This window comes from Acetobacter sp. DmW_136 (assembly GCF_008690365.1).
GTDB classification, from domain to species: Bacteria; Pseudomonadota; Alphaproteobacteria; order Acetobacterales; family Acetobacteraceae; genus Acetobacter; species Acetobacter oryzifermentans.
Map to the genome: position 1 here is coordinate 87,460 of NZ_VHON01000005.1, position 20,882 is coordinate 108,341.

At 53.7% G+C, this 20,882-nt stretch carries 21 protein-coding genes; 15 read left to right on the forward strand and 6 right to left on the reverse strand.

What is annotated here, in order from left to right; genetic code table 11:
- Positions 1-12: 12 nt before the first annotated feature.
- A complete protein-coding gene (gene pdxH / locus FKW31_RS01150) occupies positions 13-651 on the reverse strand; it encodes a pyridoxamine 5'-phosphate oxidase (RefSeq protein ID WP_035351439.1) in 639 nt (212 codons plus the stop codon).
- A gap of 187 nt (positions 652-838) precedes the next feature.
- On the opposite strand from pdxH, the gene fabI reads away from it, so the two are divergent.
- Positions 839-1,678, forward strand: a complete 840-nt coding sequence (gene fabI / locus FKW31_RS01155) for an enoyl-ACP reductase FabI (RefSeq protein WP_035351437.1) — start codon at positions 839-841, stop codon at positions 1,676-1,678.
- Positions 1,679-1,687: 9 nt separating this feature from the next.
- Positions 1,688-2,758, forward strand: coding sequence for a chorismate synthase (aroC, locus tag FKW31_RS01160; protein WP_006115226.1), 1,071 nt, complete (start codon positions 1,688-1,690; stop codon positions 2,756-2,758).
- 16 nt (positions 2,759-2,774) lie between these two features.
- Here the strand turns inward: aroC and FKW31_RS01165 are convergent, their stop codons facing one another.
- On the reverse strand, positions 2,775-3,209 hold the full coding sequence (locus FKW31_RS01165) for an OsmC family protein (protein ID WP_006115227.1): 435 nt from the start codon (positions 3,207-3,209) through the stop codon (positions 2,775-2,777).
- A 288-nt stretch (positions 3,210-3,497) separates the two neighbouring features.
- On the opposite strand from FKW31_RS01165, the gene FKW31_RS01170 reads away from it, so the two are divergent.
- Complete coding sequence (locus tag FKW31_RS01170; RefSeq protein WP_150177240.1) at positions 3,498-4,997, forward strand: malate:quinone oxidoreductase; 1,500 nt, start codon at positions 3,498-3,500, stop codon at positions 4,995-4,997.
- Between the two features lie 48 nt (positions 4,998-5,045).
- Here FKW31_RS01170 and FKW31_RS01175 read toward each other — a convergent pair whose 3' ends face one another.
- From FKW31_RS01175 to bioB, 4 genes are read right to left on the reverse strand one after another with little or no spacing between them, the layout of a single operon-like run.
- Complete coding sequence (locus FKW31_RS01175; RefSeq protein ID WP_150177242.1) at positions 5,046-5,594, reverse strand: 6-carboxytetrahydropterin synthase; 549 nt, start codon at positions 5,592-5,594, stop codon at positions 5,046-5,048.
- On the reverse strand, positions 5,587-6,327 hold the full coding sequence (gene queC / locus FKW31_RS01180) for a 7-cyano-7-deazaguanine synthase QueC (RefSeq protein ID WP_150177245.1): 741 nt from the start codon (positions 6,325-6,327) through the stop codon (positions 5,587-5,589). The genes FKW31_RS01175 and queC overlap by 8 nt, the downstream gene beginning before the upstream one ends.
- Positions 6,328-6,329: 2 nt before the next feature.
- Positions 6,330-6,980: a 7-carboxy-7-deazaguanine synthase gene (queE, locus tag FKW31_RS01185; protein WP_150177247.1), complete on the reverse strand. Its 651-nt coding sequence runs from the start codon at positions 6,978-6,980 to the stop codon at positions 6,330-6,332.
- Positions 6,981-6,983: 3 nt separating this feature from the next.
- Positions 6,984-7,994 carry a biotin synthase BioB gene (gene bioB, locus FKW31_RS01190; RefSeq protein WP_035351428.1) on the reverse strand — a complete coding sequence of 337 codons (1,011 nt, stop codon included), beginning with the start codon at positions 7,992-7,994 and terminating at the stop codon, positions 6,984-6,986.
- 169 nt (positions 7,995-8,163) lie between these two features.
- Here bioB and FKW31_RS01195 point away from each other — a divergent pair, with 169 nt between their 5' ends.
- The 12 genes from FKW31_RS01195 (at position 8,164) to FKW31_RS01250 (ending at position 20,836) form a co-directional block, all read left to right on the forward strand.
- Entirely contained in the window at positions 8,164-8,439 is a 276-nt protein-coding gene (locus FKW31_RS01195) for a DUF333 domain-containing protein (protein ID WP_081461399.1), read from the forward strand.
- Between the two features lie 322 nt (positions 8,440-8,761).
- Entirely contained in the window at positions 8,762-9,526 is a 765-nt protein-coding gene (locus FKW31_RS01200) for a phosphoadenylyl-sulfate reductase (RefSeq protein WP_150177249.1), read from the forward strand.
- Positions 9,527-9,590: 64 nt separating this feature from the next.
- Complete coding sequence (gene cysD, locus FKW31_RS01205) at positions 9,591-10,385, forward strand: sulfate adenylyltransferase subunit CysD (RefSeq protein WP_003628792.1); 795 nt, start codon at positions 9,591-9,593, stop codon at positions 10,383-10,385.
- 28 nt (positions 10,386-10,413) lie between these two features.
- Positions 10,414-12,294, forward strand: a complete 1,881-nt coding sequence (cysC, locus tag FKW31_RS01210; RefSeq protein WP_150177251.1) for an adenylyl-sulfate kinase — start codon at positions 10,414-10,416, stop codon at positions 12,292-12,294.
- A gap of 193 nt (positions 12,295-12,487) precedes the next feature.
- Positions 12,488-12,829 (forward strand): DUF2849 domain-containing protein, encoded by a 342-nt coding sequence (locus FKW31_RS01215; protein WP_006115236.1) that lies wholly within the window; start codon positions 12,488-12,490, stop codon positions 12,827-12,829.
- Between the two features lie 33 nt (positions 12,830-12,862).
- Positions 12,863-14,554, forward strand: a complete 1,692-nt coding sequence (locus FKW31_RS01220; protein ID WP_150177253.1) for a nitrite/sulfite reductase — start codon at positions 12,863-12,865, stop codon at positions 14,552-14,554.
- Positions 14,541-15,029 carry a DUF934 domain-containing protein gene (locus tag FKW31_RS01225; protein ID WP_035351716.1) on the forward strand — a complete coding sequence of 163 codons (489 nt, stop codon included), beginning with the start codon at positions 14,541-14,543 and terminating at the stop codon, positions 15,027-15,029. Before FKW31_RS01220 ends, FKW31_RS01225 begins: the two co-directional genes overlap by 14 nt.
- A gap of 15 nt (positions 15,030-15,044) precedes the next feature.
- Positions 15,045-17,069, forward strand: a complete 2,025-nt coding sequence (locus tag FKW31_RS01230) for a glycosyltransferase N-terminal domain-containing protein (protein ID WP_193562019.1) — start codon at positions 15,045-15,047, stop codon at positions 17,067-17,069.
- Complete coding sequence (lpxK, locus tag FKW31_RS01235; RefSeq protein ID WP_150177257.1) at positions 17,063-18,058, forward strand: tetraacyldisaccharide 4'-kinase; 996 nt, start codon at positions 17,063-17,065, stop codon at positions 18,056-18,058. Before FKW31_RS01230 ends, lpxK begins: the two co-directional genes overlap by 7 nt.
- Entirely contained in the window at positions 18,055-18,978 is a 924-nt protein-coding gene (locus FKW31_RS01240) for a lysophospholipid acyltransferase family protein (RefSeq protein ID WP_063353981.1), read from the forward strand. The genes lpxK and FKW31_RS01240 overlap by 4 nt, the downstream gene beginning before the upstream one ends.
- 93 nt (positions 18,979-19,071) lie before the next feature.
- Positions 19,072-19,899 (forward strand): inositol monophosphatase family protein, encoded by an 828-nt coding sequence (locus FKW31_RS01245; protein WP_006115241.1) that lies wholly within the window; start codon positions 19,072-19,074, stop codon positions 19,897-19,899.
- Between the two features lie 91 nt (positions 19,900-19,990).
- Positions 19,991-20,836: a lipid-binding SYLF domain-containing protein gene (locus tag FKW31_RS01250; RefSeq protein ID WP_150177259.1), complete on the forward strand. Its 846-nt coding sequence runs from the start codon at positions 19,991-19,993 to the stop codon at positions 20,834-20,836.
- The last annotated feature ends 46 nt before the right edge of the window (positions 20,837-20,882 follow it).

Below are 20,882 nucleotides of genomic sequence, written 5' to 3' on the forward strand. Positions count from 1 at the left end.
GTGGCTGTGCGCTTACGGATATAAACGCGTGACATCCCAATCGTTTCCATTGCGTGCCCATACAGCGCGATCATGCAAGCGGAAGCGCCGTTCCTGCCAGAATTCAAAATATTCTGGGTTTACCCGATAGCCAGACCAGTTAGCCGGACGAGGGATTGGGTCTTGCGGGTATGTTTCTTCCACCTGCTTGAGGCGTTCTTCAAAGATGGCACGGTTTGCCAGCGGGCGGGATTGATCCGAGGCCACGGCGCCAAGGCGGGAAACGCGGCTCCGACTCGCAAAATATGCATCGGCTTCTTCCGGTGTTACAGGGGTAACAGCCCCTTCAATCCGAATCTGGCGGCGCTGGCTTTTCCAATGGAACAGCAGGGCGACGTGCGGGTTTTCTTCCAGCTCACGCCCTTTGCGGCTGTGCATGTTGGTATAAAAAACAAACCCCCGATGGTCTGCCCCTTTTAACAGCACAATGCGGGCCGATGGTCTGCCATCTCGCGTGGCGGTGGCCAGCACCATGGCGTTGGGGTCGTTCACCTCTGTCTTTTCCGCCTCCTTCATCCATGTCTCAAACAGCGTAAACGGGTTGGCTGTCAGATCAATCAAAGGCTGACTGTCTAATGGGAGGGCCGCGGGAGAAGGTGAGGTTTCCGTCATGCTCGGACTCAATTCGTGTTCGTTTACGTAAAGCTACGGCATTGCAGCTTTGTGCCTGTTATCATACTCCTACGTTCACCGGGTTTGAAGCATGCGTGTCGCTTTGCTCTTGTTTCAATAGCGTGTGTATGCGACCAACCAGCTAACATTCGGATATTTGAACAACAGAAATAGGTTGAGGTCACGCATGTCTTCTCCCAACGCCACATTGCCTGCTCAGGGAACGCTCATGAAGGGCAAGAAGGGTCTGGTAATGGGTGTCGCTAATGATCGTTCCATTGCATGGGGCATTGCCTCCGCCGTTGCGGCACAGGGTGGGGAGCTTGCATTTACGTATCAGGGCGAAGCTCTGGGCAAGCGCGTGCAGCCTCTGGCAGAAAGCGTAGGCTCCAGCCTGGTTCTGCCCTGCGATGTGACAGATGACGCCGCCATTGATGCTACTTTTGCCACCATTGAAAAAGAATGGGGTGAACTGGACTTTGTGGTGCACGCCATTGGCTGGGCAGACAAGCAGTTCCTGCGTGGGCGGTATGTTGATACCCCGCGTGAAGCGTTTTTGAAGGCGCTGGATATTTCCTGCTATTCCTTTACGGCGGTTGCGCAGCGCGCCTCCAAGCTGATGAAAAATGGCGGTTCTTTGCTTACCCTGAGCTATCTGGGTGCAGAACGTGTCATGCCGCATTATAATGTTATGGGTGTTGCAAAAGCTGCGCTGGAAGCCTCGGTGCGTTATATGGCAACAGATCTGGGGCGTGATGGTATCCGTGTGAACGCCATTTCTGCTGGCCCGATCAAAACCCTTGCTGCCAATGGCATTGGGGATTTCCGCTACATTCTGAAGTGGAACCAGTACAACTCTCCGCTGGAACGCAATGTGGCGTTGGAAGAAGTGGGGGGCGCTGGCCTGTATATGGTGTCTGATCTTTCATCCGGCGTAACGGGTGAAGTGCACCATGTGGATTGTGGTTACCATGTTGTGGGCATGAAAAACCCAACTGCCCCTGATATTTCTGTAGCTGGGGACTGAGGGCGCACCGTGTCTTACAATACCTTCGGACAGCTTTTTCGTGTGACCACATGGGGTGAAAGCCACGGCCCAGCCATTGGCTGTGTTGTAGATGGGTGCCCGCCACGTCTGGCGTTAACAGAAGCGGATATTCAGCCGTTTTTGGATAAGCGCAAGCCGGGGCAATCCGCCTTTACCACACAGCGTAAAGAGCCGGATCAGGTGCGTATTCTGTCTGGCGTGTTCGAAGGGCAGACAACAGGCACGCCTATCTCTTTGATGATCGAAAATACAGATCAGCGCTCGCGCGATTATGGTGATATTGCCCGCACATATCGCCCCGGCCATGCTGATCTGACGTATGATCTTAAATACGGCATTCGTGATTATCGAGGGGGCGGGCGTTCCTCTGCGCGTGAAACGGCTTGCCGTGTGGCGGCTGGTGCTGTGGCGCGTAAGATCCTTGGCGAAGGCGTGCGTATTCGTGCGGCTTTGGTGCAGCTTGGCCCACATGATATCGACCGCACGCGGTGGGATTGGGAAGAGGTAAACCGTAACCCTTTTTTCTGCCCCGATGCCGGTGTGGTGGCGGAATGGGAAGAATATCTTGCGGGCATTCGTAAGGCGGGTTCTTCTATTGGTGCCGTAATTGAAGTTGTAGCCGAAGGCGTGCCTGCCGGTTTGGGGGCCCCTGTTTATGGCAAGCTGGATTCAGATCTGGCTGCTGCTCTTATGAGCATCAACGCCGTAAAAGGTGTAGAAATTGGCGATGGATTTGCTTCGGCATCCCTCACCGGGCAGGAAAATGCGGACCCATTATATATCCGAGATGGCAAGCTGACTTTTGGTGCTAACCATGCAGGCGGCATTTTGGGGGGTATTTCCAGCGGTCAGCCTATTGTGGCGCGTTTTGCTGTTAAGCCCACCAGTTCTATGCTTACGCCTGTTCCTTCCATCACCACCGATGGCAAGGAAACGGAAGTGATCACCAAAGGGCGGCATGATCCATGCGTGGGTATTCGTGCCGTGCCTGTGGGGGAAGCCATGATGGCCTGCGTGTTGGCAGACCACCTTATGCGCCATCGGGCACAGATGGGCTAAAACGCCTACCTCACCTTTAGTCCAGCAAAGTGGCTTCCAAGGTAATGGAGGCCCCTTTGAACAGTTTGGAAACCGGGCAACCTTCCTTAGCTTTTGTGGCCAGTTTTTCAAACTGATCAGCCGTGGCGCCCGGAATACGCGCCTTAAGGGTGAGGTTAACTTTATCTATTTCAAACCCGCCATCCTTTTTGTTCAGGCTGACATCTGCCCGTGTATCAATGGCAGAGGCGGTAAGCCCTGCTTCACCCAAAATAAGCGAAAAAGCCATGGAAAAGCAGGCCGCATGGGCCGCGCCCAAAAGCTCTTCTGGGTTGGAGCCGGGTTTGCCTTCAAACCGGGTATTAAAGCCGTAAGGTTGATCTTTTAAGGCGCCGCTTTCGGTAGAAATTGTGCCTTTGCCTTCCTTAATAGCGCCTTCCCAATGGGCTGTGCCGTATTTGATTATGCTCATGTAAAAACCCTTCCATTTATGTGTGCATGCTAGAAAACCATTCTAACGGTTAGCAGCCCAAACGCCTTTCTGGGGGAATGGTTCAGGAAAAGCTGCCATGCTCTCGCAGAGATGAGCAGGCGAGAGCGCAACGATGTGCCTATAATGCTTTCCAGTTAAAAGGCCTGCCGCGCGCGCATACTTCTTTCTTGCATGCAAAAGAAGTTGGGGGCATGTGCAGGTATGGATCCAGCCCTGCCAGCATGTAAGGTGCAAAAGGCAAATACGGCTGACAATGCGGAGACCACGATGAGTTCCACCACGACCGATACCGCTTCTTCTGTTGATGTCGTCCTGATCGGTGGGGGCGTCATGAGCGCCACGCTAGGAACCCTGCTGCGGCAGCTTCAGCCGGACTGGAGCATCAGTATTTTTGAACGCCTGGATAGCGTGGCGGAAGAAAGCTCCAACGCCTGGAATAATGCTGGCACAGGCCATTCCGCCTTGTGTGAGCTAAACTACACACCACAGCAGGCCGATGGCAGCGTTGATATTAGCAAAGCCATTAACGTAAACGAGCAGTTTCAGGTTTCTCGCCAGTTCTGGACATATCTGGTTGAGCAGAACATTCTGGCTTCTGCGCGAGATTTCCTAACCCCCGTGCCACATATGAGCTTTGTATGGGGGGATAAAAACGTGTCCTTCCTGCAAGCGCGTTACAAGGCGCTGAGTGCGCATCCGCTGTTTTCCGGCATGGAGTTTACGCAGGATCAGGCGCAGATTGCGCAGTGGGCACCACTCATTATGCGTAATCGGCCCGCAGGGCAGAATTTGGCCGTTACCCGCAGCCTGCGTGGTACGGATGTAAACTTTGGTGCATTAACGCGCTTACTGTTTACCTATCTGGTGAGCACCCCGGCTTGCACACTGCATACAAAGCATGATGTGCATGATATTCGCCGGGGTTCAGATGGTCGCTGGGTTATCAAGGTGCAAGACACGCGCCTGAATACCGAGCGTGAGGTTAAGGCGCGGTTTGTCTTTATTGGCGGGGGTGGCGGAGCCCTGCCACTGTTGCAGAAAACGGGTATTCCAGAATCTCGCGGTGTTGGCGGTTTTCCGGTGAGTGGCCAGTTCCTGCGTTGTACCAACCCGGATATTATTGCCCAGCACCATGCCAAAATTTACGGCAAGGCTTCTGTTGGCGCGCCGCCCATGTCTGTTCCGCATTTGGATACACGCATGATAGACGGCACACCAGCACTGCTGTTTGGCCCATATGCGGGCTTTTCCACCCGGTTCCTGAAAAATGGTTCTCTGATGGATCTGCCGCGTTCCATCCGGACGGGCAATATCAGCGCCATGCTGGCGGTCGCTCGTGATAACTGGCCGCTCACCAAGTATCTGATCGAACAGGTCATGCAGTCTCACAATGATCGGATCAAGGCGCTGCGTGACTTTATTCCCGATGCCCAAGCCAAGGACTGGGAACTGGTTGTAGCCGGCCAGCGTGTGCAGATTATCAAGAAAGACGCCAAAAAAGGTGGTGTTCTGCAATTTGGTACGGAAGTTATTTCCAGCGCAGATGGATCTGTGGCCGCTCTTCTGGGGGCTTCTCCGGGAGCATCTACCGCAGCCCCAATTATGCTGACAGTGCTGAAGAAGTGCTTTGCCAGCAAGCTGCCAGAGTGGGAAGACAAGCTGAAGCAGATTATCCCATCTTACGGCCAGAAACTGGCGGATAATCCGGCACTGTGTGCACAGCTATTTGATAAAACCACCAGCGTTCTGGGGCTGAAGGAAGCCTGATATCGCAGAGAGCCTGCTTGTTATAAGGCAGGCTCTTGTTGCGTTTTATCAGATAAAGGTAACAGGGCTATCGGTGTCGGATATGCTCATATCCGCCCGGTTCCACCAACAATTTTCTGGCGGGCGTGGGGTAGGGATAAACTCCGCCGGATTGCCAGAAAAAGAGACCGTATTTGTGGGTGTTTCCTGAATACTCAGTTCAGAACACCACAAAACGCCGCCTTCTGCCGCCAGAAAGGCGTTGATCTTGGCCATAAGTAGGCAAACCATTAATTCTGTGGTGGGGTCTCCCGGCGTAATGACAATGCGCGCCGCACGGGCGGGCTCGTTGGTTTGAAACCACGCCAGCAGCGGATCATCTTCTGCAAGCTGCAAGGCATGATCCAGCTTTTCATCCACAAAGCGATGCCACGTGCTTTTGGCTTTCTGGAAGGATACCGGCATATTGCTTTTGCCATCCAGCGGCGCAAAAGATGTGGGTTTTAAGCGTACAGTCACAAACTCATTATGGCCGTGGGGCAGGGCGCAGCTTTCGCTCGCACCATGAATGAGCCGATGCCCCATAGAAAAACGGCGGGTAAAAACAAGATCAGGCATGAGTCTGTGTGCCTTTTTTATGGGCTACGTAGTCATCCCACCCAGATTTACGCAACTGACAAGCAGGGCAGGTGCCGCATCCATGCCCCCACGCATGCAATGTGCCGCGCACTCCTAAATAACAGGTGTGGCTTTCTTTATTAATAAGTTCAACAAGCGGATGTCCGCCAAGTTCTTCTGCCAGTTCCCATGTTTCGGCCTTATCTAGCCACATCAAAGGTGTGTGCAGAACGTAGCGGGATTCCATACCAAGGTTGAGCGCAACCTGTAGAGCCTTGATGGTATCATCCCGGCAATCCGGGTATCCCGAGTAATCTGTTTCGCACACACCTGTAACAATGTGCTTAATGCCGCGCCGTGCAGCTAAAGCAGCCGCAAAAGTTAGAAAAATAAGGTTTCGGCCTGGTACAAACGTATTAGGCAGACCATTTTCCGCCATGCTGATTTCAGCATCTCGCGTTAAGGACGTTTCGGAAACCTCGCCCAGTGCGTGCAAGGGCAGGGTGTGGTCATCCCCCAAGCGGCTTGCCCATGTGGGATTCTGATTGGCAAGCCCTTGGCGAATACTGGCACGGCATTCCAGTTCAACCGCATGGCGTTGGCCGTAATCAAAACCCAGCGTTTCTACGCGCCCATAGCGTTCCAGCGCCCATGCCAGACAGGTTGCGGAATCTTGGCCACCAGAGAAAAGAACGAGGGCAGATTCCTGTTTATCACGGGTGGGAAGGGGCATGATTAAGGTATTCCGATAAACTTGTGGGTCTGGAGCGAAAGCCCCCATAAAGGGTGTTCCAGACAGTATTCAATAGCAGCCTGCGTGTTGGCTGCCTGCTGCGGGCCATCCATAGGCTGAAGCCAGAAATGTTGGAAATCAAGATTTTCCACAGAGGCTGGGTCAATGCCCGGCTGAGGGAATACGAGTTTTAGCTCGGTTCCTGCTTTTTGCACCAGTTCAGCCCCGGCTTTTGGGCTAATGCACAACCAGTCTATGCCTTTAGGGGCAGCTATTGTGCCATTGCTTTCCACCGCAATGGTAAAGCCCTGAGCGTGCATAGCATTTATCAGGGCGGTATCAAGCTGGAGCAGGGGTTCACCCCCCGTAAAAACAACTAGTTTTTGGCCAGTTGCTTTTACATCCTGCGTGGGCTGTGGCCAAAAACTGGCAATGGTTGCCGCCAGATCTGCTGCGTTTTCAAACTTGCCGCCGTTTATGCCATTCGTGCCGATAAAATCGGTATCGCAAAACTGACAGGTGGCTGTAGCCCGATCTTCCTCTCGCCCAGACCATAGGTTGCAGCCCGTAAAGCGGCAGAAAACCGCCGCGCGGCCCGCTTGTCCGCCTTCACCCTGAAGGGTAAGGAAAATTTCTTTAACCGAATACGTCATGAATTATGCAGAAGGCAGGCCAATGCCTGTTGTGTGCATGCCAAGCTTATCCAGCAAAGCTCTGTCACGCGTGGCTTGTGGGTTAGGGGTGGTCAACAAACGTTCACCATAGAAAATAGAGTTGGCACCGGCCAAAAAGCAGAGAGCTTGTGTTTCATCACTCATGTTTTCGCGGCCAGCGGCCAAGCGTACACGGCTTTTGGGCATGGTAATGCGGGCGGCGGCAATCATGCGCACAAAATCAAGCGGTTCTACTTCATCCGCTTTGGCCAGCGGCGTGCCTTCCACTTTGACCAACAGATTGATCGGCACGCTTTCAGGGTGTGCGGGCAGGGTGGCAAGTGCTGTAATCAGGCCCGCACGGTCTGTTTCATTTTCACCCAAGCCCACAATGCCGCCACAGCACACATTAATGCCTGCGTCTCGCACGTTAGAAAGTGTATCCAGCCGTTCCTGATAGGTGCGGGTGCTGATGATTTCTCCATAATATTCTGGCGAAGTATCCAGATTATGGTTGTAATAATCCAGCCCGGCATCATGCAGTTTGTGGGCTTGTGTGTTATCCAGCATACCTAGTGTTACGCAGGTTTCCATGCCAAGCTGCTTTACGCCTTCAATCATGGCGCACACGGTATCCAGATCGCGCTCCTTGGGAGAGCGCCACGCAGCCCCCATGCAAAAACGGCTGGCACCAGCGGCCTTGGCTTTTTTTGCCTCGGTTAATACAGCTTCCACGGCCATCAACTTATCTGCCTTTACGCCTTGTTCATGCTTGGCGCTTTGGGGGCAGTAGGCGCAATCTTCCGGGCAGCCGCCAGTTTTAATGGAAAGCAGCGTGGAAATCTGGATTTCCGTGGGGTCAAACGTAGCACGATGCAGCGTTTGCGCCCTGAACATCAGTTCAGGAAATGGCAGGTCAAGCAAGGCCTGAACTTCTGCGACCGTCCAATCATGGCGGACTTCCGAAGAGGATGAGACAGAAGAGTGAGCAAGCGGGGAAGAACCATCAGGCATGGAGTGCAAACCGAACCAGATTTATAGAGAAGGAAAGTGATTTATAGCCTTTTTATCGACGCAAGGCCAGTTTTCACGTTGCTTGTTAAAGACATATTCAGGGCTATACGCCATACTAAATGTTTATAATTCAGCTTGTCACGATGCAGCTGGAATGAAGGAGAACAAAATGTCTGCAAAAAAAGGCGTTTCCGGCGCGATCCTTGCTGTAGCAATCACCGGTATTCTGGGGGGCTGCCATGATCAACATGAAGAAAATGCCAACCGTGCTGTGCGGCCGTTGCGGATGCCTAATCCGGCCGCAGTCTATTGTATTAAAAAAGGTGGCACGCTGAGCACCGAAAGCACAGACAAGGGGCAGATCAGCTACTGCCATCTGCCAGACGGCAGCGTGATGGAAGAATGGGAACTGTTCCGTAGGGATAATCCGATGCCCAAAAAGTAATGTGATCGATCGAACATGAATTTTGGCCTGATGCAGGGCGTTTTAACCCGTGAGGGGGCTTTGCATCGGGCATTTTGAGCGCTTTAGGCGGTAGGGTGGATCGATTTTAGAATTTTAGGGCGCCAGAATGAGCATGCGAAAGGACGTGGCGCTGATGTGATTGATGGATCGGGATATTTTTCAAACGGCCATAAATTGTATAAGATATATTATGCCAACAAAATTGACTATAAAACATGAATGCATGAGGGATCGTGTATATAACTATTCATTATGATGGTTAATTGAGGAATGCGACCCTTGCAGCGTTGAACTTTGGGTTGTGAGTTCCTTATTATATCTGTATCACGTCGTTAATTACATTTTCTGTCATACGGGTTTGTGTGTAGTGACCGCTCTTTCTGATGATACAGTAACCATAGCAAAGCAGCTTGTGCCCATGCAGGAGAACCCCGTTCTTCTGCTGCGCAAGGCAAGTGAGCTTTTGGGTGATCGGTTGGCTGTCCTCTCCTCTTTTGGGGCGGAATCTGCATTGCTTCTGGTAATGGTGGCAGAGGCTGATCCGGCCATGAAAGTGCTGTTTCTGAATACCGGGAAACACTTTCCACAAACCCTTGAATATCGGCGGAATTTGGCGGATTTTCTGCATCTTTCCAACGTTCAGGACATTGCGCCACAGCCCCAGCAGGTGGAAAATCGAGACCCTACGGGAGAATTGTGGGCGTTTGATCCCGATGCCTGCTGCGCCTTGCGTAAGGTAGAGCCCCTAAAAGTGGCTTCTCTACCCTATGAGGCACTGGTTACCGGGCGTAAACGTGGGCAGGCTGCTACAAGATCTACGCTGGAAATTGTGGAATTACGAGAAGATGGGCAACTGCGGCTGAACCCTCTTGCATTTTGGAGTGCGGAAGACATCACGCAGGAAATGCAGCGCCGGGGGCTGCCTCCTCATCCGTTGGTGGCGGAAGGCTATCTTTCCATCGGCTGCGCCCCATGCACGCAACCAGTCAATGGTGATCAGGATGCGCGGGCCGGGCGTTGGGCCGGGTTGAACAAAACCGAATGCGGTATCCACATTAAACACTAACGGGTTCTGGCTGATTTTACCCTCAGCCACATTGTGTCATACACAGGGTTACGGAAACGGAAACATGGATCATCTTGATCAACTCGAAGCTCAGAGCGTTTTTATTCTGAGAGAAGCCTACAGAAAGCTCAAACCTCTGGCCATGCTGTGGTCTTTGGGTAAAGATTCCAATGTTATGGTCTGGCTGGCCAAAAAGGCGTTTCTGGGCCGGGTTCCCTTCCCTGTCATGCATGTTGATACCGGCAAGAAGTTCCCGGAAATGTACAAATTTCGGGATGAATACGCTAAAAAGTGGGATCTCAATCTGCTGTTGGGTGAGTGCCCGCCGGTAGAGGATATGGACCCCTCCCTTCCGCCTGCCGCCCGTTCTGCTGCGCGTAAAACAGCAGGCCTTGCCGCTATGATTGAAAAACATAAGCTACAGGGTGTTATTGCCGGTATCCGCCGTGATGAGCAGGGAACGCGCGCCAAGGAACGTGTTTTCAGCCCCCGTGGTGCCAGCCATAAGTGGGATATCCGCAATCAGCCGCCCGAATTTTGGGACCAGTACGCAACCCCACACGAAGAAGGCATGCATATTCGTGTGCATCCGCTGCTGGCTTGGCGTGAAATTGATATCTGGCGTTATATTGAGCGTGAAGGCATTCCGCTGGTTGATCTGTATTTCTCCAAAAATGGCAAGCGCTATCGTTCCTTGGGTGATTCAGACATCACCTTCCCGGTAGAAAGCAATGCCTCCACCTTGGCGGAAGTGATTGAAGAGCTGGAAACAACCAAAACATCTGAACGCGCAGGCCGCGCAATGGATCATGAATCCGAAGATGCTTTTGAACGCCTGCGTGTGGCGGGTTACCTCTGATTACGGCGTGGACTGGAAATAAAATATCATGAGCGAAAAAATTTATTCATCTCAGGATGCCGCCACGCCAATCGTGATTGTGGGGCATGTTGACCACGGCAAATCCACCCTTATCGGGCGTTTGCTGCACGATACGGACAGCCTTCAGGATGGCAAGGTTGCCCAGATTATTGAATCGTCCAAAAAGCGCGGCCTGAAGATTGAGTGGAGCTTTCTGCTGGACTCCCTTCAGATTGAACGCGATCAGGGCGTAACTGTTGATTCCACACGTATTCCGTTCCGCTTGGGGCAGCGCGAATTTGTGATTGTGGATGCGCCAGGACACCGCCAGTTCCTACGCAACATGATTACAGGTGCCGCCGATGCAGAAGCCGCAGTACTGGTGGTGGATGCACAGGAAGGTGCGCGTGAACAGACACGCCGCCACGCCATGCTGCTGCACCTTATCGGTATTCGCCACGTTATTGTGCTGCTGAACAAAGTGGATCTGCTTGATTTCGATCAGGCTAAGGTTGAGGCAGTCGAAAAATCCGTAACGGAACTGCTGAACAAGTTGGGGCTGGAAGCGGCCCTGTTCGTTCCGGCTTCTGCGCGTGATGGTGATAACATTGCCAGCCGCTCAGAGCGCTCTCCGTGGTATAAAGGCCCCACGCTAATAGAAGCTCTGGCCAGCGTGCCCTCTCCCGCTTCCCGCTCCGAGCTGGCGCTTCGTCTGCCCGTGCAGGACGTGTACCGTTTTGATAACACCCGTTATGTGGCAGGCCGTGTTGAGCGTGGGCGGGTGCGCGTGGGCGATACCGTTATTATCGGCACACAGAAAACCCCTGCCCGCATTGCATCGATTGAAAGCTGGCATACAGCGCCGCATGTTTCTGCTTCTGCTGGGCAGTCCATCGCAGTCACGCTGGAACCAGACGTGATTCCTGATCGTGGGGATCTGCTGCATCATGCGGATGCACGTCCAATGGAAGCTTCCCGCGTGCGGGTGCGTCTGTTCTGGTTGCGTCAGGAGCCGCTACGTGTGGGTGAGCATTTCCGCCTGCGTCTGGCTACGGCAGAACACGCCGTTACCGTTACCGCCATTGATAAAGTGGTGGATCTGGATGATCTGACAGAACACCCCGGCACGGAAGTTCCGCCCGAAGGCTTTGCGGAAATTGTGTTGTCTGCGGCAGAAAACATTCAGTTTGACCCGTTCACACCCGGCACAACGGATGGCCGTGGTGTGTTGGTTGACCGCCAGCAGCGTATTGTGGGGGGGGCACCCATTATTGGCCCAGCCAATATTGCAGATGGTGAAAAGGTTATTCATCCAAGCGCCAGCACCGTTACCGTGCAGGATCGTGAACGCGCTAAAGGCCATAAAGGCTCTGTGTTCTGGCTGACTGGTCTGTCTGGCTCTGGCAAAAGCACGCTGGCCCGTGCGGCAGAAACCCGTCTGTTTGCAGATGGTGTGGATGTAACAGTGCTGGATGGTGATACACTGCGCGCTGGTCTGTGCAAGGATTTGGGCTTCTCTGAAGCAGACCGAACCGAAAACGTACGCCGTGCTGCGGAAGTGGCTCGCCTGCTGCGTGATGCCGGTCAGGTTGTTATCGTGGCCTTGATCTCTCCTCTGCGTTCCGATCGTGATCTGGCCCGCCAGATTATTGGCGATGGGTTTGAGGAAGTGTTTGTAGATGCTGATCTGGGCACCTGTGAACAGCGTGACCCCAAGGGGCTGTATGCCGCAGCACGTGCAGGAAAAATCAGTGGCTTTACGGGCATTGATGCCCCGTATGAAGCCCCTGCCAAGCCTGCCCTGCACCTGATAACAGGTAAGGATAGTGTAGAGGCTGCCACAAAAACACTGGTGACTTTTGTGGAAGACGCCGTGCGTAACAAAGCGGGTGCGCGTGCGCAGTCCTGATTGCGCTCTGGCTTGATAAGGCGGGTGTAAAATACCCGCCTTATTTCCCCTTGCAGGTGGTTGTTAAAAGCATATGTGTATTTTGAGGTGCCGGGGATGCTTCAAGATACGTTATTAATTCGTGGTATATTGATATTCTCGCATCTGTTGTGTAATTCTCAACCTGCACACGGGGGCAGAAAGGGATTAAGCGTTGGATCGGAGAAATAATCGGCGGGATGAACAAGGGCTGAGCGTTGTAACAGCCAACCGTCTGCTTGATGGGCGCATTGTGTGGTTGGATGCGCAAGGAGAATGGCAGCTTTTTATCCAGCATGCGCACCCTTTCCCCAATGCGGAAATGGAACAGATTCTGGCCCGCCAGAACGCAAAAGCGGCTGCGGATGAAGTGGTTGGGGTGTATGGTGTGCAGGTTGCGCAAACATCGTCTGGCCTGCTGCCCATAACCACGCGGGAGCGTATTCGTGCCCTTGGGCCAAGCGTTCATGCCGAGTTCACACCTGCATGGCAGGCTGCGCAACACGCCAGCGCCTGATACCAGCAGAGCAAGACGGACACAGTTAAAGCCATGTCTTATTCCACCCAGCCTGCCCTTTCGGTTGGCCGTTACGCGTATGATGATGTTGATCGTACGTTTCTTAAGCAGCGTGTTGAGCAGTTTCGGGATCAGGTTCAACGCCGTATCGCTGGTGAGCTGACCGAAGAAGAGTTCAAACCCCTGCGGTTGATGAACGGCCTGTACCTTCAGTTGCATGCTTATATGCTGCGTGTGGCCATTCCGTATGGCACGCTCAGTTCTTCCCAGATGCGCGCTTTGGCATATATCGCCAGAACGTATGACCGGGATTACGGGCACTTTACAACGCGGCAGAATATCCAGTTCAACTGGATCAAGCTGGAAGATACGCCAGATATTCTGAACGTGCTGGCCGATGCAGAAATGCACGCCATTCAAACAAGTGGTAACTGCATTCGTAACGTTACATCAGACCAGTTTGCTGGTGCTGCGGCGGATGAGGTTCTGGACCCGCGCGTGCATGCTGAAATCCTGCGCCAGTGGTCCACCCTGCACCCGGAATTTACGTTTTTGCCACGTAAGTTCAAGATTGCCATTTCCGGCAGCAAGCAAGATCGTGTTGCCGCGCGCTTTCATGATATCGGCCTGCTGGCCCGCAAGGGTGAAAATGGCCGTGCCGTGTTTGAGGTGTATGTTGGTGGTGGCTTGGGCCGTACCCCTATTGTGGGTGTAAAGCTACGAGATGACCTGCCAGAAGAAGATCTGATTGCCTATCTGGAAGCCGTGCTGCGTGTTTATAATGAATACGGGCGGCGCGATAACATGTACAAAGCCCGTATTAAAATACTGGTGCAGGCTTTGGGCGCAGAAGCTTTTCTGGCTAAGGTGAACGCAGAATTTGCAGCTATGGATCGGGCGCGCTATCGCCTGCCACCAGAAATTGTTGCAGCCATTCAGGCTCGCTTTGGCACGCCGGAGTTTCAGTCAGAAAATGGCGCGGCTGATGCGCTGGTTGCTCAACAAAAAGCAGATGCGGCATTTGATACATGGGTACGCACCAACACGCATGCCCACAAACAACCGGGCTATGCATGCGTTACTATATCCTGCAAGCCGGTTGGCGGTATTCCGGGGGATGTTACATCCGCCCAGATGGATCTGCTTGCTGATCTGGCGGATAAATACAGCTTTGGCGAACTGCGCATTACGCATTTGCAAAACGTGGTGTTGGGGCATGTGCGGCAGGATGCGCTGCATGAGCTGTGGCAGATTCTTAAAGCAAATGGGCTAGGCACGGCCAATATCGAGATGGTGACAGACATTATTGCCTGCCCCGGTCTGGATTATTGCGCGCTGGCTAATGCCCGTTCCATTCCCATTGCGCAAAAGCTGAGCGAACGCTTTGGCGATGCCACACTCCAGCAGGAAATTGGTAGCCTACGGCTGAATATCTCTGGCTGCATCAATGCCTGTGGGCATCATCATGCAGGCCATATTGGTATTCTGGGTGTTGATAAACGGGGTGAAGAAGCGTTCCAGATTACTCTGGGCGGCAGCGCGATGGAAGATGCCTCTGTTGGGCAGATTCTGGGGTCTGCACTTTCTGAAGATGAAACGGTTGATGCCGTGGCGCGCATCATAGATACATATCTGGCCCAGCGTGATGCCGGAGAACGGTTTATTGATACGTGCCGCCGCCTTGGCACAGCCCCCTTCAAGGATGCAGCTTATGCCCCTGTTTGAAAACGGCCAGATTATTGAAGACACATGGCTGATTGCACAGGATGGTCAGCCTTTGCCGGAAGGTGATGTGCTAGTGCCGTTGGCGCGTTTGGCTGAAGGGCTGGGCCGTAATGGCAATGGACGTTTGGGCGTTTTGCTCAAACAGGATGAGCAGGTGGAAAACCTTAAAACTGCCCTGCCCCGGCTTGATGTTGTGTGCCTCACATTCCCCATTTTCCGGGATGGTCGGGCATTTACGCAGGCACGTACCCTGCGTGAACACCTGCACTATGCTGGCAAAATCCGTGTAACTGGGCATTTCCTGCCCGATCAATACGAGTTTTTGCTGCGTTGTGGGGTTGATCAGGTGGTTATTCCTGAAGGCAGCAAACTTGATGTGTGGGAAAAAGCACATCATCGCTTTACCATCGCCTATCAGCCTTCTGTGTTGACCGAAAAGCCGGAAGGTTTTGCGTTCAGGAGATTTCTCTCCTAATCAGGCTGCGTGATTATGCTGCGCACCCTGAAAACAGACTGTAAAATATTGGCCCGCAAGGCTGGCGTATGGAGTTTACGCCAGTACTTGGGATTTGCACTCAAAACCACGCGCTGGACGTTTCGGGTAAACGAACAGGCGTGGCCGCTGTTAACCAGCCAGAATGGGCAAACAGCAGTCGTGGCTTTCTGGCACGAAATATTGCCCCTTACGCCAGCTTTATGGTGGTGGGCCGAACCTCAGAACCCTCATATCCGCCTGCGTGTGCTGATAAGCCGCAACCGTGATGGCCGCATGATTGCAGATGTGGTGGCTCCGTGGCGTATCTGGTCCATTCCCGGATCATCAGATTCCAAAGGAAAAAACAAAGGTGGTGCTGCGGCGCTTAGGCGGATGCGTGCAAGCTTGCGCAATGCCACCCTTGTTGCCATCACGCCGGATGGGCCGCGTGGCCCACGCAGGCAGGCACAGCAAGGTACACTGGCTCTTGCCAAGCTGGCGGGTAAACCCATTGTGCTGGTGGGCGCAACATGCACCGGCATACGGCTGAAAACATGGGATCGGATGATTTTTCCGCTGCCTTTTGGTCATGGCACTATGGCATGTGCTCCACCCATAGATATGCGGCGGCATAATCAGGAAGAAAGCAGCAGCAGCGAAACTTTTACCCAACAGTTGGAACACGCGCTGGATAATATGATGCACCTAGCGCAACAGCCTTCCAGCATGTCTTCTCCCGCGGGCTATTCGCAAGAAAAAGTAGCCCTTAGCCCAATTTCTCTTATGCCTTCGCGCGTGTGGCAGGTGGCAGCCTCTGTCCTTTCTCCCGCTTTGCCCTTTTTCCTGAGATGGCGGCAAACCAAAGGAAAAGAAATTCCAGCCCGTGTACGGGAAAAAATGGGTTTTCCTTCACTGCCTCGGTGCAGCGAAAATCTGGTTTGGTTCCATGCCGCCAGTGTGGGAGAAACCGTTTCCATCCTGCCGCTTGTTGCCGCGTGCTTGGCGCAAAAAACTGATCTTCAGGTATTGGTCACAACAGGCACGGTAACGGCTGCACGTTTATTGGCACAGCGCGTTGTAAATCCGCGCGTTGTACACCAGTTTATGCCCTTGGATGTGCCGCGTTGGGGCAGACGCTTTTTAGATTACTGGCGGCCAAAAGCCGCTGTCTTTACAGAAAGCGAATTGTGGCCCAACATGCTGGGGCTATGCCATACGCGTAATGTTCCTGTCATGCTGGTTAATGGCCGCATATCTGCATCTTCCTTTAAAGGATGGCAGCGTATGGGGGGAGTGGCACGGCGCATGTTGGAGCGTTTTGCGTGGGTTTCTGCCCGTTCTGATGAAGATGCACAGCGGTTGCAACAACTTGGTGCCTCCAAGCTGCTTGAAACGGGAGACCTAAAAACAGCTGCCCCGCCCTTGCCAGTAGATAAAGCCGAACTGGCAGGCCTGAAAGAACGTTTGGCAGGGCGCAGAATTTTGGCTGCGGTTTCCACGCATCCGGGTGAAGAGCAGCAGATTGCGCAGGCAGCCAAGCTTATCCGGCGTGATTACCCGGATGTGTTGGTGCTGGTTATTCCACGCCACCCAGAGCGTGGGGCAGATTTAAGCGTAATGCTGGGGTATGTGCCACGCCGTGGGGCTGGCCAGATTCCGACAGAAGATGATCTGCTTTGGGTGTGCGATACGTTGGGTGAGTTAGGGCTGTTTTTCCGTTTGGCGCCCTGTGTGTTTATTGGCAACAGCCTGCCCGGTGTGCTGGGCGGCGGCGGCGGGCATAATCCGTTCGAGCCCGCTCGGCTGGGGTGTGCCATTGCATCTGGCCCATTGGTACAGAACTTTACAGATGCCTTCCAGCACATGGCGGCAGGCATTACGATTGTAAGCAACGCGCAGGAGCTGGCGGTATGGGCGCGGGACATGTTCGCAAACCCTTCCAAGCGCCAACAACTGGGTGAGAATGTGCAGCACATTGCGACAGCCAACGCAGATCTGCCGGAACGTCTGGCCAAGCATATTCTAGCGCAAATATGGTAAAGCTGCGCGCTCCCGCGTTTTGGAGCCAGCCTTCTGCAACAATAAGGCCGCTCCTGTTATCTCCATTTGCGGGCATTGTAGCGGCAATAACGGCACGCAAGCAGCACCAGCAGGGCTGGACAGCTCCGGTACCCGTGCTGTGCTGCGGGAATATTTCTGTAGGTGGCGCAGGCAAAACCACAGTTGTATTGGATTTAGCTGCCCGCCTGCTCCGTCGTGGTAAAAAGCCCCACATTCTCACGCGAGGATATGGCGGACGCCTACGCACAACAACACAAGTAAACCCGGCACAGCACACCGCGCAGGATGTGGGGGATGAACCCTTGCTGCTGGCACAGCTTTGCCCTGTATGGGTTGGCGCAGATCGTGCGGCTTCCGCCCGTATGGCTGTGGCTCATGGCGCAGATTGCTTGTTGATGGATGATGGGTTTCAAAATCCATCCCTCTACAAAAATCTGTCCTTGCTGGTGGTGGATGGTGGCGTAGGCTTGGGCAATGGTTACGTATTGCCCGCCGGCCCGTTAAGAGAGCAGCCAGCGCAGGCTTTTGCGCGTGCACAGGCCACAGTTTTGATCGGGCCAGATAAAACAGGATTTCTGGCGCGGTTCGGGCACGTGGCGCCACATGTTATGCAGGCAGAACTTCAACAGTCCGATAATGTCAGCGCGTTACAAGGGCAACGTTGCGTAGCTTTTGCGGGGCTGGGGCGGCCAGAAAAATTTTTTGAAGGGCTTAAAAACAGCAACATCACATTAGCGCAGACCGTAGCCTTTCCTGATCATTATTTTTATAAACAAAAAGATTTAAAGCGTCTGGCAGATATGGCTGTCTCTCTGCAGGCGTGTTTGGTGACAAACCCCAAGGATGCCGTGCGTTTGCCTGAATATTTCCGTCAGAAAGTACTTATCGTAGGGGTGGATCTGGTGTGGCAGAACCCAGCCGCGCCTGAGGCCTTGTTGAACCAGTTTCTGAATGGATCAGCAGGATGAGCAGCAAAGCCCTTACAGCCACTTTGATGCAGGCAGAAGCTCTTCTGGCAAGTGGTCTGCTAAAGTTTCTTACATGGCTAGGCCCTTCTGCCGCTTCCAATGTTGCCGGGCGTGTCTGCCGTTTTATTGGCCCTAAACTGCCGGTTTCTGGGGTGGCATATCGCAATCTGGAACTGGCTATGCCAGAGCTAAACCCACAACAGCGGCGCCAGATTGTGCATGGTGTGTGGGAAAATCTCGGCCGCACGGTTGGAGAGCTGCCTCATATAGCGGCCTTGAAGGAAAACACGCGCTCTGGCCCCGGTTTTGAGGTTAAGGGTGCAGAATATCTGGAAGAACAGGCCCGCAAAGGTGGATCTGTTCTGTTTGTGTCTGGCCATATCGGAAATTGGGAAATGCTGCCCCCCGGTGTTGCACGGCATGGCACGCCTTTTGCCTCTTTTTACCGCGCAGCAGGCAACCCGCTAATAGATGGCATGATCCGCCGGTTGCGTGATAAAGCCATGGGCAACACGCCTGTGCCGCTATTTGCCAAAGGTGCCAAAGGCGCGCGGGAGGCGCTTTCCTACGTTTCCAAGGGTGGCAGGCTGGGTATGCTGGTTGACCAGAAAATGAATGATGGCATTGAGGTCTCATTCTTCGGCCACCCCGCAATGACAGCCCCTGCCCTTGCCGCTATGGCGCTACGTTATCGCTGCCCTGTTATTCCCGGCTATGTAGAGCGCCTTGGCCCAGCCCGGTTGCGTATTGTGGTTGAGCCACCGTTGGACCTGCCAGATACGGGAGACCGCAAGCAGGATCTGCACATATTAGCGCAGATGATTAATGATCGCCTTGAAACATGGATAAGGCGCAAGCCAGAAAGCTGGCTGTGGTTACACCGGCGTTGGCCCAAGGATCTTTATAAGCGCAAAGCCTAGTTTTTTGGGCATGTGCATGCAAGGCATAGGCCGAATGCAGGCCTGCGCGCTCGTCTTGCTGCCTGTAAAGGCGTATGATGTACTCAGCCTTTAATGCCTTATTTTATCAGGAGTTACAGCAATATGTCTTCACCCAGCCCTGCCCTTGCCACGCGTTTGGAAGCCGCGCGGGCTGTGGTGCATGATGCCGCACAGATGGCCATGGCTATGCGTCCGCCACCGGGTGGGCCGCAGGCATCGCAAAAATCTGCGCAGGACTGGCTGACAGAAACAGACGGTGCAGTAGAAGCCTTTATTGCCAACCGCATGAAAGCGCTTTTCCCCGATGATGGCTTCCAGGGGGAAGAAGGCGGCGTGGCACGCACAGGCAGCCTGCGCTGGGTGGTGGACCCTATTGATGGTACATCCAACTATGCACGCGGTCGCTGTCGGTGGTGTATTTCTCTTGGCTTGCTGGATGGAGATGAACCCGTTGCGGGTGTGATTGATGCCCCCGCTTTGGGCGAGGTCTATACTGCCCTGCGTGGATATGGCGCGTTTTTGAATGGCAAGCGCATTCAGGCTTCTCCGGTGAAGGACCCTGCCAGTTCCATGATTGAAATGGGCTGGAGCAACAGAGTGCCCAAACCTGTGTTTATGGAAAAAATGGATGCCATTATGGCAATGGGCACCATGCCGCGTTCTGGCGGATGTGGTGCGCTAGCGCTGGCTGACGTGGCAAGCGGGCGGCTGGATGGCTATATTGAAATCGTTATTAACCTGTGGGATGTGGCTGCCGCCCTGCCCTTGCTGGCAGAAGCTGGCGCACGAGTTTCACCTTTTCTGCAGGAAGGCGGGCTGACAGGGCCAGCTACAATTATGGCAGCAAACCCGCATATTGCGCAGGCTCTTTCCGAGGCCGTGTCCATTCCGCTGGCATAAATGAAAAACATGCACGCAGGGCCTTTCTGCGGCCACAAAAGCGTGCTTTCTAGCAGATCATATTTACCGGCTTATTGTGGAGAATTCCGGCATGCGTCTGGTTACTCATCTTTCTTCTGCTTCTTTGGCTTTGGCCGCAGCATTTTCTCTGTGTGTTGCAGCGCCGGCTCAGGCGGCTGATAAGCCGCAGGCACTGGTTGATAAGGCAGCCCTGAGCGTGCAGGATGTTTTTGTAGGCGCAACCAGCCGAAGTCCGATGGTAACCAATCTGGCTAAAGCGCGTGCTGTCATGGTGTGCCCAGATATGTTCCGCATGTCTATTGCATTTGGCGGCGCACATGGTGGCTGCCTGCTGCTGGCGCGTGATGCGCGCGGCTCGTGGTCTGATCCGGCATTTTATACCCTCAGCACCGCATCGTTCGGTTTGCAATTTGGGGTGCAGAGTTCCGAGATAGTTTTCTTTGTCATGACGGATCGCGGCTTGCAGGCTCTGCTGGATAGCCAGTTCCAGTTTTCTTCCAATGCAGGCGCCTCTTTTGCCAGCATGAGCACGGCAGTTGCTAAAGGGAATGCGGGTGCACGCAACACGGATATTCTGATTGCCCAGAAATCTCAGGGCGTGTTTGCTGGTGCTTCCTTAGGGGGAAGCAAACTGACCGTGAACAGTGATGCCAATCGGGAATACTACAAGCAAAGCATTGGCCCGGAAGATATTGTTGTAAGCATGCGTGTGAATAACCCGGATGCAGACCCCCTGAGGAGTGTGCTGATGCGTTATGCCGCCATGGCAAAAAGCACGGGTGCGTCTTCCTCTTCCTCACGTGTCTCTAACAGCAACACGGTTTCTCAGAGCGATGCAGATGCTCTTGCCGCAGATACCGTTGGGGCATCTGGTGGCGGTGGCATCAAGCAGGAAAGCCTGAGCCCGTCTAGATAAGTTTTTTCTAGGTTAAAAAATTAAGCGCTTTCTGCCCTTATGGGGT

Bases quoted from the DNA above. Each gene is read 5' to 3' on its own strand.
- FKW31_RS01240 (WP_063353981.1), top strand. From the start codon at position 18,055: ATGAGCAGCAAAGCCCTTACAGCCACTTTGATGCAGGCAGAAGCTCTT.
- FKW31_RS01195 (WP_081461399.1), top strand. From the start codon at position 8,164: ATGTCTGCAAAAAAAGGCGTTTCCGGCGCGATCCTTGCTGTAGCAATC.
- cysC (WP_150177251.1), top strand. From the start codon at position 10,414: ATGAGCGAAAAAATTTATTCATCTCAGGATGCCGCCACGCCAATCGTG.
- FKW31_RS01170 (WP_150177240.1), top strand. From the start codon at position 3,498: ATGAGTTCCACCACGACCGATACCGCTTCTTCTGTTGATGTCGTCCTG.
- queC (WP_150177245.1), bottom strand. From the start codon at position 6,327: ATGCCCCTTCCCACCCGTGATAAACAGGAATCTGCCCTCGTTCTTTTC.
- fabI (WP_035351437.1), top strand. From the start codon at position 839: ATGTCTTCTCCCAACGCCACATTGCCTGCTCAGGGAACGCTCATGAAG.
- FKW31_RS01165 (WP_006115227.1), bottom strand. From the start codon at position 3,209: ATGAGCATAATCAAATACGGCACAGCCCATTGGGAAGGCGCTATTAAG.
- FKW31_RS01175 (WP_150177242.1), bottom strand. From the start codon at position 5,594: ATGCCTGATCTTGTTTTTACCCGCCGTTTTTCTATGGGGCATCGGCTC.
- FKW31_RS01230 (WP_193562019.1), top strand. From the start codon at position 15,045: ATGCTGCGCACCCTGAAAACAGACTGTAAAATATTGGCCCGCAAGGCT.
- queE (WP_150177247.1), bottom strand. From the start codon at position 6,980: ATGACGTATTCGGTTAAAGAAATTTTCCTTACCCTTCAGGGTGAAGGC.
- cysD (WP_003628792.1), top strand. From the start codon at position 9,591: ATGGATCATCTTGATCAACTCGAAGCTCAGAGCGTTTTTATTCTGAGA.
- FKW31_RS01225 (WP_035351716.1), top strand. From the start codon at position 14,541: ATGCCCCTGTTTGAAAACGGCCAGATTATTGAAGACACATGGCTGATT.
- pdxH (WP_035351439.1), bottom strand. From the start codon at position 651: ATGACGGAAACCTCACCTTCTCCCGCGGCCCTCCCATTAGACAGTCAG.
- FKW31_RS01250 (WP_150177259.1), top strand. From the start codon at position 19,991: ATGCGTCTGGTTACTCATCTTTCTTCTGCTTCTTTGGCTTTGGCCGCA.
- lpxK (WP_150177257.1), top strand. From the start codon at position 17,063: ATGGTAAAGCTGCGCGCTCCCGCGTTTTGGAGCCAGCCTTCTGCAACA.
- FKW31_RS01220 (WP_150177253.1), top strand. From the start codon at position 12,863: ATGTCTTATTCCACCCAGCCTGCCCTTTCGGTTGGCCGTTACGCGTAT.
- bioB (WP_035351428.1), bottom strand. From the start codon at position 7,994: ATGCCTGATGGTTCTTCCCCGCTTGCTCACTCTTCTGTCTCATCCTCT.
- FKW31_RS01245 (WP_006115241.1), top strand. From the start codon at position 19,072: ATGCCTTATTTTATCAGGAGTTACAGCAATATGTCTTCACCCAGCCCT.